Source organism: Vibrio sp. KUL78, assembly GCF_059725505.1.
Genome location: NZ_AP045837.1, coordinates 2,856,566 through 2,870,763, shown reverse-complemented (window position 1 = coordinate 2,870,763; position 14,198 = coordinate 2,856,566). Strand labels below are relative to the sequence as shown.

Annotated in this window: 13 protein-coding genes; 8 read left to right on the top strand and 5 right to left on the bottom strand. The window is 47.8% G+C overall.

The features are described 5' to 3' along the window. Nucleotides 1-73: 73 nt before the first annotated feature. From AC6I8Y_RS13380 to AC6I8Y_RS13365, 4 genes are all read right to left on the bottom strand, one after another. Nucleotides 74-1,039 (bottom strand): ABC transporter permease, encoded by a 966-nt coding sequence (locus tag AC6I8Y_RS13380; protein WP_042473613.1) that lies wholly within the window; start codon nt 1,037-1,039, stop codon nt 74-76. Between the two features lie 2 nt (nt 1,040-1,041). Beyond that, a complete protein-coding gene (locus AC6I8Y_RS13375) occupies nt 1,042-2,172 on the bottom strand; it encodes an ABC transporter permease (protein ID WP_498020333.1) in 1,131 nt (376 codons plus the stop codon). Then, the gene (locus AC6I8Y_RS13370; RefSeq protein ID WP_498020332.1) at nt 2,169-3,746 is read right to left on the bottom strand and encodes an ABC transporter ATP-binding protein; all 1,578 of its coding nucleotides are present in this window, start codon (nt 3,744-3,746) and stop codon (nt 2,169-2,171) included. The genes AC6I8Y_RS13375 and AC6I8Y_RS13370 overlap by 4 nt, the downstream gene beginning before the upstream one ends. A 114-nt stretch (nt 3,747-3,860) precedes the next feature. Next, nucleotides 3,861-4,856: a BMP family lipoprotein gene (locus tag AC6I8Y_RS13365; protein WP_197058735.1), complete on the bottom strand. Its 996-nt coding sequence runs from the start codon at nt 4,854-4,856 to the stop codon at nt 3,861-3,863. A gap of 314 nt (nt 4,857-5,170) precedes the next feature. On the opposite strand from AC6I8Y_RS13365, the gene AC6I8Y_RS13360 reads away from it, so the two are divergent. The 7 genes from AC6I8Y_RS13360 to deoD all read left to right on the top strand — a co-directional run bounded on the left by AC6I8Y_RS13360 (nt 5,171) and on the right by deoD (nt 12,407). Then, nucleotides 5,171-5,296, top strand: coding sequence for a DUF5363 family protein (locus AC6I8Y_RS13360; protein WP_128648315.1), 126 nt, complete (start codon nt 5,171-5,173; stop codon nt 5,294-5,296). Further along, the gene (locus AC6I8Y_RS13355) at nt 5,286-6,059 is read left to right on the top strand and encodes a TatD family hydrolase (protein ID WP_498020331.1); all 774 of its coding nucleotides are present in this window, start codon (nt 5,286-5,288) and stop codon (nt 6,057-6,059) included. The genes AC6I8Y_RS13360 and AC6I8Y_RS13355 overlap by 11 nt, the downstream gene beginning before the upstream one ends. A gap of 204 nt (nt 6,060-6,263) precedes the next feature. Beyond that, a complete protein-coding gene (locus tag AC6I8Y_RS13350; RefSeq protein WP_252012333.1) occupies nt 6,264-7,529 on the top strand; it encodes a NupC/NupG family nucleoside CNT transporter in 1,266 nt (421 codons plus the stop codon). 463 nt (nt 7,530-7,992) lie between these two features. Next, nucleotides 7,993-8,769: a deoxyribose-phosphate aldolase gene (deoC, locus tag AC6I8Y_RS13345; protein ID WP_042473619.1), complete on the top strand. Its 777-nt coding sequence runs from the start codon at nt 7,993-7,995 to the stop codon at nt 8,767-8,769. A gap of 258 nt (nt 8,770-9,027) precedes the next feature. Continuing rightward, entirely contained in the window at nt 9,028-10,362 is a 1,335-nt protein-coding gene (deoA, locus tag AC6I8Y_RS13340) for a thymidine phosphorylase (protein ID WP_498020330.1), read from the top strand. A gap of 15 nt (nt 10,363-10,377) precedes the next feature. Continuing rightward, complete coding sequence (locus AC6I8Y_RS13335) at nt 10,378-11,598, top strand: phosphopentomutase (RefSeq protein WP_128648299.1); 1,221 nt, start codon at nt 10,378-10,380, stop codon at nt 11,596-11,598. An 89-nt stretch (nt 11,599-11,687) separates the two neighbouring features. Then, nucleotides 11,688-12,407 (top strand): purine-nucleoside phosphorylase, encoded by a 720-nt coding sequence (gene deoD / locus AC6I8Y_RS13330; protein ID WP_042473625.1) that lies wholly within the window; start codon nt 11,688-11,690, stop codon nt 12,405-12,407. Between the two features lie 110 nt (nt 12,408-12,517). On the opposite strand, the gene AC6I8Y_RS13325 is transcribed toward deoD, so the two are convergent. Then, nucleotides 12,518-13,120 (bottom strand): YtjB family periplasmic protein, encoded by a 603-nt coding sequence (locus AC6I8Y_RS13325; RefSeq protein ID WP_042473628.1) that lies wholly within the window; start codon nt 13,118-13,120, stop codon nt 12,518-12,520. Nucleotides 13,121-13,228: 108 nt separating this feature from the next. Here AC6I8Y_RS13325 and serB point away from each other — a divergent pair, with 108 nt between their 5' ends. Next, the gene (serB, locus tag AC6I8Y_RS13320) at nt 13,229-14,197 is read left to right on the top strand and encodes a phosphoserine phosphatase (protein WP_394150782.1); all 969 of its coding nucleotides are present in this window, start codon (nt 13,229-13,231) and stop codon (nt 14,195-14,197) included. The last annotated feature ends 1 nt before the right edge of the window (nt 14,198 follow it).

Sequence of the window (14,198 nt, the reverse complement as noted above, 5' to 3'; positions counted from 1 at the left end):
GCGATGCGTAGCGAGCCAGTAGTTCCTCCCCTTAATAAGGGAGGCTAGGAGGGGTAAAAACGCGAAGCGTTTTCTACTCACGCTCCTTAGTATAAGGCACCCCAATCGCCTTAGGCGCCACCGCCTTACCAATAAACCCAGCCAACAAGAACACCGTCAACACATACGGAATCGCCTCAATCGCCTGTACAGGAATTGGGAAGTCACCAATCGACACACCCTGCATACGAATCGCCAACGCGTCCAAGAAGCCAAACAGCAAACAGGCACCCATTGCCGTAAACGGACGCCATTTACCAAAGATCAGCGCCGCCAGAGCCATATAGCCCTTACCTGCACTCATGTTAGGAATGAACTGCGCCGTTTGCGCCACGGACAAGTAAACGCCGCCGATACCAACTAACACGCCACAAATAGCGACCGCAGCATAACGCATGCGAACTACTGAGATACCGGCGGTATCAACGGCTGATGGCGATTCACCCACAGCGCGTAGACGAAGTCCAAAGCGCGTCTTAAACAGTAGGTACCAACAAGCTGGTACGATGAAGACCACCATGTAAACCAGAATCGAGTGGCCACTGATAAGCTCTGAATAGAGCAGACCAAGCACAGGCACATCCGCTACCGCATCCGCACCCGGGAAGGTGATAGGCGCAAATCGCGCATCGCCTGAAAGTGCTGGTGTTTGACCACCTTGCTGGAACCAGTGACGACCAAGCGTAATGGTGAGGCCTGCCGCGAGGATATTGATTGCCATACCACTGACCACCTGATCGCCGCGGTGGGTGATCGAGGCAAAACCGTGGAGCAGGGCAAGTAATACCGATACGCCAATACCAGCAAACAGACCAAGCCAAGCGGAGCCTGTGACATGTGCTGTCGCAGCACCCGCAAATGCTGCCGCCAGAAGCTTACCTTCTAGGGCAATATTAACGATGCCCGAGCGTTCACAAAACATGCCAGCAAGCGAGGCAAGGATAAGCGGGGTTGCCACACGTAGCGTGGCATCAAGCATGAGAATAATCGTTTCAAACATAATCAAGCGACTCCTTTCTCTGCTTGTTGCTCAGCTTGTTTTTTGCCGAACAGTTTGAGGTAGGTTCTCTCTAGAGAAGGGCGGAACATGTGCTCAAGTGCGCCAGAGAATAGAATCACCAAGCCTTGTAGTACCACAACGATGTTTCGGTCAACACCATACTCAAAACTCAGCTCTGCACCACCTTGGTATAGGAAGCCGAACAATAAACTTGCCAGCAGTACACCCACTGGGTGGTTACGACCCATCAGTGCAACAGCGATACCAGTAAAGCCAAAGCCTTCAACGAAGTTCAGCTTGATCTGGTGTAGCTCACCTTGAAGTACGTTCAGACCAAAGAAGCCCGCCAGCATGCCCGAGATAAGCATGGTCAAGATGATGATCTTCACATACTTGATACCTGCGTAGTTAGCTGCCGATGGATTAGAGCCCACAGAGCGGATCTCGTAGCCCCAGCGTGAGTGCCACATCAGTAGCCACACAAACACACAGCACAAAAGAGCAAAGATAAAGCTCAGGTTCATTGGGCTTGGTGCCATTTCAACCCCAACGACCGCGAGGATCTCATGCATCTTTGGTAGCCAACTTGAAGCCGCAAAGACTCGGCTTTCTGTTGCCATCGTGGTTTCTGGCTTGAGGATATCGACCAACAAGTACGCCATCAAAGAAGAGGCGATAAAGTTAAACATGATGGTGGTGATAACGATGTGTGAGCCGCGCTTGGCTTGTAGGTAAGCTGGGATAAATGCCCAAGCTGCGCCAAATAGGCCGCCGACAACAATTGCTACCGGAAACACAATGTACCAAGGCGCATATTCGCCTAAGGTGAGACAGATAAGCCCCACACCGAGGCCGCCAATGTAGGCCTGACCTTCGCCACCGATGTTAAACAGACCCGCGTGAAACGCGACGGCAACAGCAAGACCGGTAAAGATAAAGCCTGTGGCGTAATACATGGTGTAGCCAAAGCCCTCGGCATAACCAAAGGCGCCCGTCCACATCACTTTTGCGGCATCAATCGGATTGATGTCGATATACATAAACAGCAGGGCTGACACTAGGAATGCCACCAACACGTTAATCGCTGGTAGCAGAGCCACGGTTACCCAAGCTGGAACTTTTGCTTGGCTCATGCACTTTCTCCTTGTGGCTGATTGGCCGCTGCCGATTTAAGGTGGTCAGGCATAATGTTTGCCATCATAAGACCTAACGTTTTCTCATCGGCATCTTTGATTGAGACCTCGCCGACAATCGCGCCATCGAACACGACAAGAATGCGGTCAGAAAGGCTCAAGATTTCATCGAGCTCTACCGAGACTAAAAGTACCGCCTTATCGGCATCGCGCGCTGCGATGATCTGCTGGTGGATGTATTCAATCGCGCCGATATCAACACCACGAGTCGGCTGCCCAACCAAAAGCACATCCGGGTTTTGTTCCATTTCACGGGCAATCACTAGCTTTTGCTGATTACCACCGGAGAAGTTAGCGGTTTTCAAAGTCGTGTCGTTGGGGCGCACATCCCACTTATCCATGCTCGCCTGACAGCTCTCCTTGATGGCCTGCTTGTCTTGCAGAAGACCTTTGTTGTATTGCGGCAGGTGATGGTAGCCAAGGATATAGGCCTCTTGCGCCTCGAACTTGTTGATAAGCCCTTGTTTGTGGCGATCTTCGGGAATATGCCCCACGCCAATCGCACGAACCTGCTGCGGATCGAGCACAGTGTGTTTATCGATGTGACTGCCATTGATGTTAATGCTGCCAGAGTAAGGCTGGATGATGCCGGATAGCAGGGCGAGGATCTCGGATTGACCATTGCCAGATACGCCAGCAATACCGACCACTTCACCTTGACGCACGCCAAAGCTCACGCTTTTCACGCGCTCGACGCCTGCGTCATCAAAGTACTGTAAGTTATCGACTTTAATCAGCTCTTTCTTCGGATGGGCCTCTGACTTATCGACTTTGAGGCGAACTTTGCGTCCTACCATCAGCTCAGCCAGTTGCTCTTTATTGGTGTCGGCGGTCACTACATGTTCTACCATCGCACCTTGGCGCATGACGGAGATGTTATCGGTGATCGCCAATACTTCACGCAGTTTGTGCGTGATGATCATAATGGTGGTGCCTTGCTGACGAAGTTTGTCGAGGATCTTAAATAGGTGATCCGCTTCTTGAGGTGTCAGCACGCCCGTTGGCTCATCGAGGATCAAGATCTTCGCACCGCGATAGAGCGCCTTTAAGATCTCCACTCGCTGCTGAAGACCTACCGGAAGCTCGCCAACTATGGCGTCTAAAGGGACTTCCAAGCCATAATCTTCGGCCAGTGCTTTGAGTTTCTTTTTAGCTTTGCCAAGGCTTTCTTGTAGCTTCCATCCATCTTCAGCGCCGAGAACAATGTTCTCGAGTACGGTAAAAGTCTCCACCAACATAAAGTGTTGGTGCACCATGCCGATGCCTGCCTTGATCGCTTCTTGAGAGTTCGTTGGCTTATAACGTTCGCCATTGACGGTCATCTCGCCTGCATCTGCGTGGTAAAAACCGTAAATAATACTCATAAGAGTGGACTTGCCTGCACCATTTTCACCAATGATGCCGTGAATCGTGCCTTGTGGAACTTTCAGGTCGATATACTTGTTGGCGTGCACCGCGCCAAATCGCTTATCGATCTGCTTGAGTTCGATGGCAATAGATTGTCCATGTGTCACTAGATACTGCCTTATAATTATACGCCGCTGTTTTTAGGCAGCGGCGTTGTTATATTTGAACCTAGGTTGTTGATAAATAGCTACAACATAGGTTTTCATTCTGAGTGTATGAGGTTATATGTTACACGTGTTGTCAGACATGTAGTCGTGAACGGCGATCTTGCCCGATACGATGTCAGCTTTAAGGCCGTCTAGGTACTCTTTCATTTCTGGTGTGATTAGATCTTTGTTGTAGTCATCGTATGCCCACTCAACCGCACCTTCTTTAAGACCTAGCACCTTGATGCCTGCTTCCCAGTTACCTTGCTCAGCTTCTTCCCACGTGTTGTAAGCGGCAACGCCTACCTTCTTAACCATTGACGTCAGCATAGTGCCTGGTTGTAGGTGGTTTTGGTTTGAGTCAACACCGATAGCGAAGTTGCCCGCATCTTTCGCTGCTTGGTAAACACCCATACCTGTGCCGCCTGCTGCTGCGTAGATAACGTCCGCGCCTTTAGAGAACTGAGATTTAGCAAGCTCAGAGCCTTTCGCTGGGTCAGCAAACGCTGCAGGCGTAGAGCCTGTCATGTTTTGGAAGGTTTCGATTTGTGGGTTTGCGTATTTCGCACCTTGGCGGTAGCCGCACTCAAACTTACGAATTAGCGGAATGTCCATGCCACCTACGAAGCCAACCTTCGCAGTTTTTGATGCTTTAGCGGCAAGTGCGCCGACTAGGAATGAACCTTCATGCTCTTTAAATACAATAGATTGCACGTTTGGCTTATCAACCACCATGTCGATGATCGTGAATTGAATGTCTGGGAATTCAGTGGCAACCTTTTCTACCGCTGAAGCCATGTTGAAGCCAACAGCAACGATTGGTGTGAATCCACGGCTCGCTAGACGGCGCAGACCTTGTTCGCGCTGTGCTTCATTCTGTGGTTCAAATTCACGTACCTTAATGCCTTTATCTGCATTGAAGACTTTTACACCATTTTGGAACACGGCTTCGTTGAATGATTTGTCGAATTTACCGGCTGTATCGTAAACCACTGCTGGTTTTGCTGCGAATGCACCAAATGAAGTAACTGCCACTGCGAGTGCAGACATTTTTAGAATAGTTTTTTTCACGATCAATTCCCTTATAGTGTCGAATGATGGGGCATCATTGACGATTCGATAGGCTAGGCGTATCCAAAATAACTTGCCTAGAAAGTAGTCGTTTGTAAAAACATGATCTGGCCAGCCACAAGCAAACCGAACAGTTTACAAACAATGCGTGCCATTTTATCGTTTGCTTGTGCAAAAAAAACGCTTTGCATGGCAGCATTGAGGTATAAGTCACAACTTAGTGACAAAACTCTAACTATTGCAGCTATCCTTTGTATAGCGAGGCGCAACGCGTTAAATACTGCAATCGATTACACCTTTTTTTGGGATTCATGATGTTGAAGTTAATGAAGAAATGGCTAAAGAAGTATGACGAATGGTGTGCCTCTCTCGGTCTCACTCCAGAGAACAAACGCAGCTGCGTTCCATACAAAAAAGAGCCCAACCGCGATGATAGATAGTCACTGTCATCTCGATCTACTTGCGGATAAAAAAGAGATCCAACAGGTACTTCTCGATGCGAAGAGCGCTGGTGTACAGAAAATTGTTGTCCCTGGGATCAATGAAGCGAATTGGGAGCGAATTAGAAAGCTCTCGACAGACTACGACCAGATCCATTATGCATTAGGTTTTCATCCGCAGTTTTTAGATGGCGTTACGAAAAGCAGTCTCGAGCGACTCGCTCAACTGGTTGAGGAACAGGTTCCAGAAAAATGTGTGGCGATTGGCGAGTGCGGGCTCGACTTTTATCAGGGTCGTGAGGATGAAGCCTTTCAAAAGCAGGTTCTAGAAGCTCAGATAACGTTAGCCAACCACTGCAAGTTGCCAGTATTACTCCATTGTCAAAAGGCTCATCAAGACCTTGTGGTATTACTTAAACAAACTCAGCCGAAATATGGCGGAGTTGTACATGGCTTTAGTGGCAGTCTGCAACAAGCGATGGACTTCGTAAAACTGGGTTTAAAAATTGGTGTAGGCGGTGTCATTACCTACGAAAGAGCAAAGAAAACACGCGCGACGATAGCGGCTTTGCCTTTGGAAAGTTTGTTAATAGAAACAGACGCACCTGATATGCCATTAAGTGGTTATCAGGGCAGTCCTAATGAGCCTAAAATGATAAGTTTGGTGCTATCTTCTTTAATTGAGTTGAGAAATGAATCCGAGCAAACGGTTGCCTCACAATTGGATGTCAATAGCAAATCTACGTTTAATTTTTGTGATTAAAATTTACTTAAATTGTGAATTCGAAAACGTTTGCAGAGTCTATTTGTGAGATTGATCACAAATCTCAGTGTATCTTCCATGTGTTCAGAACGAAAGTGTGAGGGGGGTACTACTTTCTTTTCTGTGGGTTTGTATAATCGCCCCCGCTTTTGAGCTTCAATTTTTGTTACACGCCAAATTTATTATATAAGGAAGTCATAAACTATGAGCCTGTTTATGAGCCTGGTTGGTATGGTAGTGCTTATTGCAATCGCAGTACTACTATCGGATAACCGCAAAGCTATTAATATCAGAACTGTGGCTGGCGCATTTGCTATCCAATTTGCACTAGGTGCATTCGTTCTTTACGTACCTTGGGGTCAAGAGATCCTACGTAGCTTCTCTGACGCTGTATCTAGCGTGATTAACTACGGTAACGACGGTACGTCATTCCTATTCGGTGGTCTTGTTTCTGACAAGATGTTTGAAGTATTCGGCGGCGGCGGTTTCATCTTCGCTTTCCGTGTACTACCTACACTAATCTTTTTCTCTGCGCTAATTTCTGTACTTTACTACCTAGGTGTAATGCAGTGGGTTATCAAGATTCTTGGTGGCGGTCTGCAAAAAGCGCTAGGTACATCTCGTGCGGAATCTATGTCAGCAGCAGCTAACATTTTCGTAGGTCAAACCGAAGCACCTCTAGTTGTACGTCCTTTCGTACCTAAGATGACTCAATCTGAGCTATTCGCTGTAATGTGTGGTGGTCTAGCTTCTATCGCTGGTGGTGTACTTGCAGGTTACGCTTCTATGGGCGTGCCAATCGAGTACCTAGTAGCAGCATCTTTCATGGCAGCACCTGGTGGTCTTCTATTTGCTAAGATCATCAAGCCAGAAACAGACGAGCCAGTAGAACAACTACACAGCATGCAAGCTGAAGGTGAAGACAAGCCAGCTAACGTTATCGACGCAGCAGCGGGCGGTGCATCAGCAGGTCTTCAACTAGCGCTGAACGTAGGTGCAATGCTAATCGCATTCATCGGTCTTATCGCTCTGGTTAACGGTATGCTTGGCGGCATCGGTGGCTGGGTTGGTATGCCTGAACTACGTCTAGAATTGATTCTAGGTTGGATCTTCTCACCACTAGCATTCCTACTAGGTGTGCCATGGTCTGAAGCGACAATTGCTGGTGAGTTCATCGGTATGAAGACGGTTGCGAACGAATTCGTAGCATACGCGAACTTCGCACCATACCTAGGTGACGCAGCACCAGTTGTTCTTTCTGAGAAGACTAAAGCTATCATCTCATTCGCTCTATGTGGTTTTGCGAACCTTTCTTCTATCGCAATCCTACTAGGTGGTCTGGGTAGCCTTGCACCTAAGCGTCGCGGTGATATCGCTCGCATGGGTGTGAAAGCAGTAATCGCAGGTACGCTATCTAACTTGATGGCAGCAACGATTGCTGGTTTCTGTCTAAGCCTTGCTGGCATGTAATTGCTCGCGTTAAGGTAATTAGTATATAGACGCCGTATTAAATCGCCCCGTAGCAAGAAATTGCTGCGGGGCTTTTTTGGTTTTTGGGGGCCAGAAAACCTCAATAGTCCTTTTGGGATAAGGGATGAATGATGGACAACGGAACTTTTTTGAGATACAAACCGTTTGCGTTTTAATCGGTACTACCGTTTTTGAGATCACTCCTATACTGTATAGGCTACTCAGTAACTCATCGTGTGTTTAAGGTAATGACACAGACAATTGATGAGTTATTCAGCCAGAGCCAGTTCTCACCACAGATAGGAATCAGGTGATCTAAACGAGCAGGTACTGTGCGGTGACAGGGATAGCAATTGGTGAGGCAGCGAGTTTGCCGAGCCGAGTCTTCAAGGAACCAAGTCCGTTCATTTATTGCTGACGTGTTTGTCAGGTAATTAATTGAATATATTGACCGGAGATAGAAATGAGCGATTTAAAATCAGCAGCTCTACGTGCACTAAAACTTATGGATCTAACCACGCTAAATGACGACGACACTAACGAGAAAGTGATCGCACTATGTCATGACGCGAAAACGGCTGTGGGTAACACAGCTGCGATCTGTATTTACCCTCGCTTTATTCCTATTGCTAAGAAAACCCTTCGTGAGCAAGGTACACCAGATGTACGTATCGCGACGGTAACCAACTTCCCACACGGTAACGACGACATTGAAATCGCAGTAGCAGAAACCAAGGCTGCAGTTGCTTACGGCGCAGATGAAGTAGACGTGGTGTTCCCATACCGCGCACTGATCGCTGGCAACGAAGAAGTAGGTTTCGAGCTAGTGAAACAGTGTAAAGAAGCGTGTGGCGATATTCTTCTGAAAGTTATTATCGAAACCGGTGAGCTAAAAGAAGAAGCACTTATCAAGAAAGCATCAGAAATCTGTATCAAAGCAGGTGCTGACTTCATTAAAACCTCTACAGGTAAAGTGCCAGTCAACGCGACTCCAGAGTACGCTCGCATGATGCTAGAAGTGATTCGCGATATGGGCGTTGCTAAGACCGTTGGTTTCAAACCAGCTGGTGGCGTGCGCACTGCGGAAGACGCGGCTGCTTACCTAGCAATGGCAGACGAAATCCTAGGCGCAGACTGGGCAGACAACATGCACTACCGCTTTGGTGCATCAAGCCTACTGACCAACCTACTGAATACATTAGAAGTAACTGACGAAACTGCGGATCCTAGCGCGTACTAAGTTACTTTGCGGGATTTGGGGTTTCGCGATTGACCCCTCCTTGCCTCCCTTTATAAAGGGGAGGAACCACTGGCTCGCTAGCGCATCGCCCTATATTCAAAAATATAGGCGACGCGACGATAGGAGCGAGCCCGAGGTTCTCCCCCTAATATAGGGGGAGTTAGAGGGGGTATAAAACGCCTATCTAAACCATCCACACGCCCGCAACTTCTACCCTACACTTATTTTGTACTTCAGCACTTCGCTGTGGAGGCACTAATGTATTTACCTCAAGAGATTATTCGTAAAAAACGCGACGGTCATGAACTAAGCGCGGAAGAGATCAACTTCTTCATTCAAGGTGTTGCGAAAGACACGGTATCGGAAGGTCAAATTGCCGCATTTGCGATGACCATCTTCTTCAATGAAATGACCATGCCAGAGCGCATTGCGCTGACGTGTGCCATGCGTGACTCTGGCATGGTTATCGACTGGAGCTATATGAATTTTGGCGGTCCGATTGTCGATAAGCACTCAACCGGTGGCGTGGGGGATGTTACCTCCCTAATGCTTGGTCCAATGATTGCAGCTTGTGGTGGCTTCGTTCCTATGATTTCAGGTCGTGGTCTTGGCCATACAGGCGGCACACTGGATAAGCTTGAAGCTATCCCAGGCTACAACATCACCCCGACTAATGAGGTATTTGGTGACGTAACGAAAGAGGCAGGTGTAGCAATCATCGGTCAAACCGGCGATCTTGCACCAGCTGATAAGCGCGTTTACGCGACACGTGATATCACGGCGACGGTTGACAACATTTCGCTTATCACAGCGTCTATTTTGTCGAAAAAGTTGGCTGCGGGCCTAGAATCTCTAGTGATGGACGTAAAAGTCGGCTCTGGTGCCTTTATGCCAACGTACGAAGCATCAGAAGAGCTTGCAAACTCAATTGTTGCAGTGGCAAACGGCGCGGGTACAAACACGACTGCGATCCTCACTGATATGAACCAAGTACTGGCATCCTCGGCGGGCAATGCGGTGGAAGTGCGTGAAGCCGTACAGTTCTTGACTGGTGAATACCGCAACCCTCGCTTGTACGAAGTGACGATGGCTCTGTGCAGTGAGATGTTGGTACTTGGTAAGCTGGCAAGCGATACCGAGCAAGCGGAAGCGATGCTTAATGAGGTACTCAATAACGGCAAAGCCGCTGAGTGCTTTGGCAAGATGGTGAAAGGTTTAGGTGGCCCAGCAGACTTTGTTGCTAACTACGATAATTACCTAGAGAAGGCAGAGATCGTTAAGCCAGTGTTTGCTGATGTTGACGGTATTGTCTCAGCGATGGACACACGTGCGATTGGCATGGCTGTCGTTGGTATGGGCGGTGGACGTCGCGTAGCAACAGATACTATCGATTATGCGGTTGGATTCGATCAATTCATCAAGCTTGGTGAAAAGGCAAGTGCAGACAAGCCACTTGCTGTTATCCATGCTCGCAATGAAGCGCAGTGGGAAGAAGCCGCAGACGCGCTGAAAGCCGCCATCACCGTTGGTGATACAGTTTATACAGAAACTCCTTGTGTATACCGCCATATTCGTGCGGAAGATCTAGCATAAGGGTGGAGAGAAGTTATGAAACGTGCATTTATTTTAGTTCTAGATTCTTTCGGTATTGGCGCAACAGCGGATGCCGATAAGTTTGGTGATGTGGGCTCAGATACCATGGGTCATATTGCTGAGCAGTGTGCGAAAGGTCTGGCAGACAACGAACAACGTAGCGGTGAGTTGAAGTTGCCAAACCTATCCAAGTTAGGCTTGGCTATGGCCCATAAAGAGTCAACGGGCGCACTTGCAGCCGGTTTGCGTGATGACGTCGAGGTCATTGGTGCTTACGGCCACGCTGCTGAACTGTCTTCGGGCAAAGATACACCATCTGGCCACTGGGAAATTGCCGGTGTACCAGTATTGTTTGATTGGGGTTACTTCACAGACAAAGAGAACAGCTTCCCTAAAGAGCTAACAGATCGCATTTTAGAGCGTGCAGGTATTGACGGCTTCCTTGGTAACTGCCATGCCTCTGGTACTCAGGTTTTGGATGATCTTGGTGAAGAGCATATGAAGACAGGGCAACCTATCTTCTATACCTCTGCGGACTCGGTATTCCAGATTGCATGTCACGAAGAGACATTTGGCTTAGAACGCCTGCTTGAGCTGTGTCAGATCGCTCGTGAAGAGCTTGAAGACTACAACATCGGTCGTGTTATCGCTCGTCCATTTATTGGTCCTGGTAAAGGTCAATTTGAGCGTACTGGTAACCGTCGCGACCTTTCTGTCGAACCGCCAGCACCAACTGTGCTGTCTAAACTGGTTGATGAAAAGCAAGGTCAGGTCGTGTCGATCGGTAAGATTGCTGATATCTATGCGAACTGTGGCATCACTAAGAAAGTGAAGGCGACAGGCATTCCAGCACTGTTTGAAGCAACCAAAGAGCAGATCAAAGAAGCGGGTGATAACACGATTGTTTTCACTAACTTCGTCGATTTTGATTCAGCGTACGGTCACCGCCGCGATGTTGCCGGTTATGCTGCGGCGCTGGAATACTTTGATTCTCGTATTCACGAAGTGATCGAGTTAATGCAAGAAGACGACGTGCTTATTCTGACGGCGGACCACGGCTGTGATCCAACATGGCAAGGTACCGACCACACTCGCGAGCATATCCCAGTCATCGTTTATGGTGAGAAAGTACCTGCAGGTTCTTTGGGGCTACGTGAAAGCTTTGCTGATATTGGTCAAAGTCTTGCGAGCTACTTTGGTACATCCTCAATGGACTACGGAAAGAACTTCCTGTAATGACAGTAAGTTAAGAGCAAGTTAGCTTGCTCTTAACTCGTTTAAACCATTTTTCAGAATTGATAACGAACAACGTAAAGGAAATAACAATGGCGACTCCTCACATTAACGCGGAAATGGGTGATTTTGCTGACGTAGTATTGATGCCAGGTGATCCACTTCGCGCAAAATACATTGCTGACACATTCTTGGATGATGCAGTACAAGTATGTGATGTTCGTAACATGTACGGCTACACAGGGACCTACAAAGGTCGTCGTATCTCGGTGATGGGCCATGGCATGGGTATCCCTTCATGCTCAATCTACGTGACAGAGCTGATTAAAGACTTTGGTGTTAAGAAGATTATTCGTGTTGGTAGCTGCGGTGCGGTGAACGAAGACATTAAAGTACGTGACGTAGTGATCGGCATGGGTGCGTGTACTGACTCAAAAGTGAACCGTATTCGCTTTAAAGATCATGACTTTGCAGCAATCGCGGACTACCACATGGTGAAGAATGCTGAAGAAGCGGCTAAAGCACGTGGTATTAATGTGAAAGTGGGTAACCTTTTCTCTGCTGAGCTGTTCTACACACCGGATCCAGAAATGTTCGATGTTATGGACAAGTACGGCATTGTTGGTGTTGAGATGGAAGCGGCGGGTATCTACGGCGTTGCAGCAGAATACGGTGCGAAAGCGCTGGCTATCTGTACTGTCTCTGACCACATCAAAACGGGTGAGCAAACCACTTCAGACGAGCGTGCAACAACGTTTAATGAAATGATGGAAATTGCACTGGACTCAGTACTTCTGGGTGACGCTGAATAAGCACGTTTTCTTAGATAGTTTAAGGCCTCGCAATTGCGAGGCCTTTTTGTATTCGATGGTTGCTTAAGAAGCCTAAGGTTGCTTAAGAAGTCTAAGGTTGCTTAAGAAATCTAGGGCTGCTTAAGAAGAAGGTTTTCGCCTTTGTCTTTCGATTGCCGTCTAAGCAGTACCATTAGCAAGATGCCGCACAAGAAGCTCATCAGGATCATCATATACATAAAGCGGTCACTTTTTCTGTAGTGGTGATCTGAAATCGCCGTTACTTTGCCGGTTTCAAAGGTAATACGAACAAAGCCAATAATCGTATTATCGTTAATGATAGGCTCGACCAGTTGCTGGCGTCCGATACTGGCAGTCGATAGTGGGGTATCGAGCCCCAATACTTCACGAACTGTCTGAGCATTGTTACTCGAGGCAACTTTGACCCCTTCAGAATCATAAACCGTCGCATCCAGAACCAGGCGTTCTTTGGACAGCTGATTCGTAAGTGCACCGAGACGCTCTTGATCTTGGTCTATAAGCATCTGCCTTGCCGACTTTGAGGCTTGCGAGATAAGTACTTTTGATAGCACTTCTAATTGGTTAGCTTGAATGCGCTCGTTCCCTTTGCTGATTAGTACGCTGTTACTGGTAATAAAAAACACCATCGCCGCGATCAAGCACAAGGCAACCAAACGCAAAAAATTCCTAAACGAAAACAGTGAACCGTCCATAAAAGTGCAAAAGTACTAAGAAATTACTGATTGGTTCATATTGATGCTTGCACAACCAAATTGCAATAGGGTAACGTTTCGGGAGCTCATTTGAAGGAAGGATTAGCCATGGATGCTATCAAACCGCTTGCGATCAGTAAGCGTATCCCACTAAAACAAAGATTTCCGGAGACATTACTCTCTCACTCGCTAGAGAAGCGCGCTGCTACCTGGATTGTCTACGCACCCACTTTATACACCGAATTGTTCAATGATTTGGACTTCTATGTTGGCGAGACCACTCGAATCTTAGATATCTGGCAAGTCGGTCAATACGAGGTTGCTTTGATGGAGGGCAACCTCACACCAGACCATATTAGTATTCTTGATGAACTGAACGTCGATTATGCAAGGCTTTGCGATGTTCCTGATCTCAACAAGCCAGGTGTTATTGTGCTCGATATGGACTCAACCGCGATTCAGATAGAGTGTATTGATGAGATCGCTAAACTGGCTGGCGTCGGTGAGCAAGTGTCAGAGGTGACCGAGCGAGCGATGCAGGGTGAACTCGATTTTGAGCAAAGCCTTCGCCAACGTGTTGCTGCATTAAAAGATGCTGACGAATCTATTTTAAGTGAAGTGCGTGAATCTTTGCCTTTGATGCCAGAGCTTCGCGAGATGATTAAAACACTGCAAAGCTACGGCTGGAAAACCGCGATTGCGTCAGGCGGCTTTACCTATTTCTCTGATCACTTAAAAGAGATGCTCGACCTAGATTTTGCACAATCCAACACATTGGCGATCAAAGATGGCAAGCTATTGGGAGAGGTTGTTGGAGAGGTGGTTTCGGCGCAAACCAAAGCGGACATTCTGCTTGAGCTTGCTGAAGAGTACGACGTGGAGCCGCACAATACGATCGCTGTGGGTGATGGTGCGAACGACCTAGTGATGATGAAGGCTGCGGGTCTCGGCATTGCTTATCATGCAAAACCTAAAGTTGAGGCGCAGGCTCAAGTTGCTATTCGACATGCTGGATTGGGTGGTATCGTTTGTATCTTGTCAGGTCTGCTTGCAAGACAAAAGAAAATTGGCTGGTAGT

Excerpts from the sequence above, each read along its gene's own strand:
- AC6I8Y_RS13380 (WP_042473613.1), bottom strand. The coding sequence starts at position 1,039 with ATGTTTGAAACGATTATTCTCATGCTTGATGCCACGCTACGTGTGGCA.
- AC6I8Y_RS13375 (WP_498020333.1), bottom strand. The coding sequence starts at position 2,172 with ATGAGCCAAGCAAAAGTTCCAGCTTGGGTAACCGTGGCTCTGCTACCA.
- AC6I8Y_RS13360 (WP_128648315.1), top strand. The coding sequence starts at position 5,171 with ATGTTGAAGTTAATGAAGAAATGGCTAAAGAAGTATGACGAATGGTGT.
- AC6I8Y_RS13355 (WP_498020331.1), top strand. The coding sequence starts at position 5,286 with ATGATAGATAGTCACTGTCATCTCGATCTACTTGCGGATAAAAAAGAG.
- AC6I8Y_RS13350 (WP_252012333.1), top strand. The coding sequence starts at position 6,264 with ATGAGCCTGTTTATGAGCCTGGTTGGTATGGTAGTGCTTATTGCAATC.
- deoC (WP_042473619.1), top strand. The coding sequence starts at position 7,993 with ATGAGCGATTTAAAATCAGCAGCTCTACGTGCACTAAAACTTATGGAT.
- deoA (WP_498020330.1), top strand. The coding sequence starts at position 9,028 with ATGTATTTACCTCAAGAGATTATTCGTAAAAAACGCGACGGTCATGAA.
- AC6I8Y_RS13335 (WP_128648299.1), top strand. The coding sequence starts at position 10,378 with ATGAAACGTGCATTTATTTTAGTTCTAGATTCTTTCGGTATTGGCGCA.
- deoD (WP_042473625.1), top strand. The coding sequence starts at position 11,688 with ATGGCGACTCCTCACATTAACGCGGAAATGGGTGATTTTGCTGACGTA.
- AC6I8Y_RS13325 (WP_042473628.1), bottom strand. The coding sequence starts at position 13,120 with ATGGACGGTTCACTGTTTTCGTTTAGGAATTTTTTGCGTTTGGTTGCC.
- serB (WP_394150782.1), top strand. The coding sequence starts at position 13,229 with ATGGATGCTATCAAACCGCTTGCGATCAGTAAGCGTATCCCACTAAAA.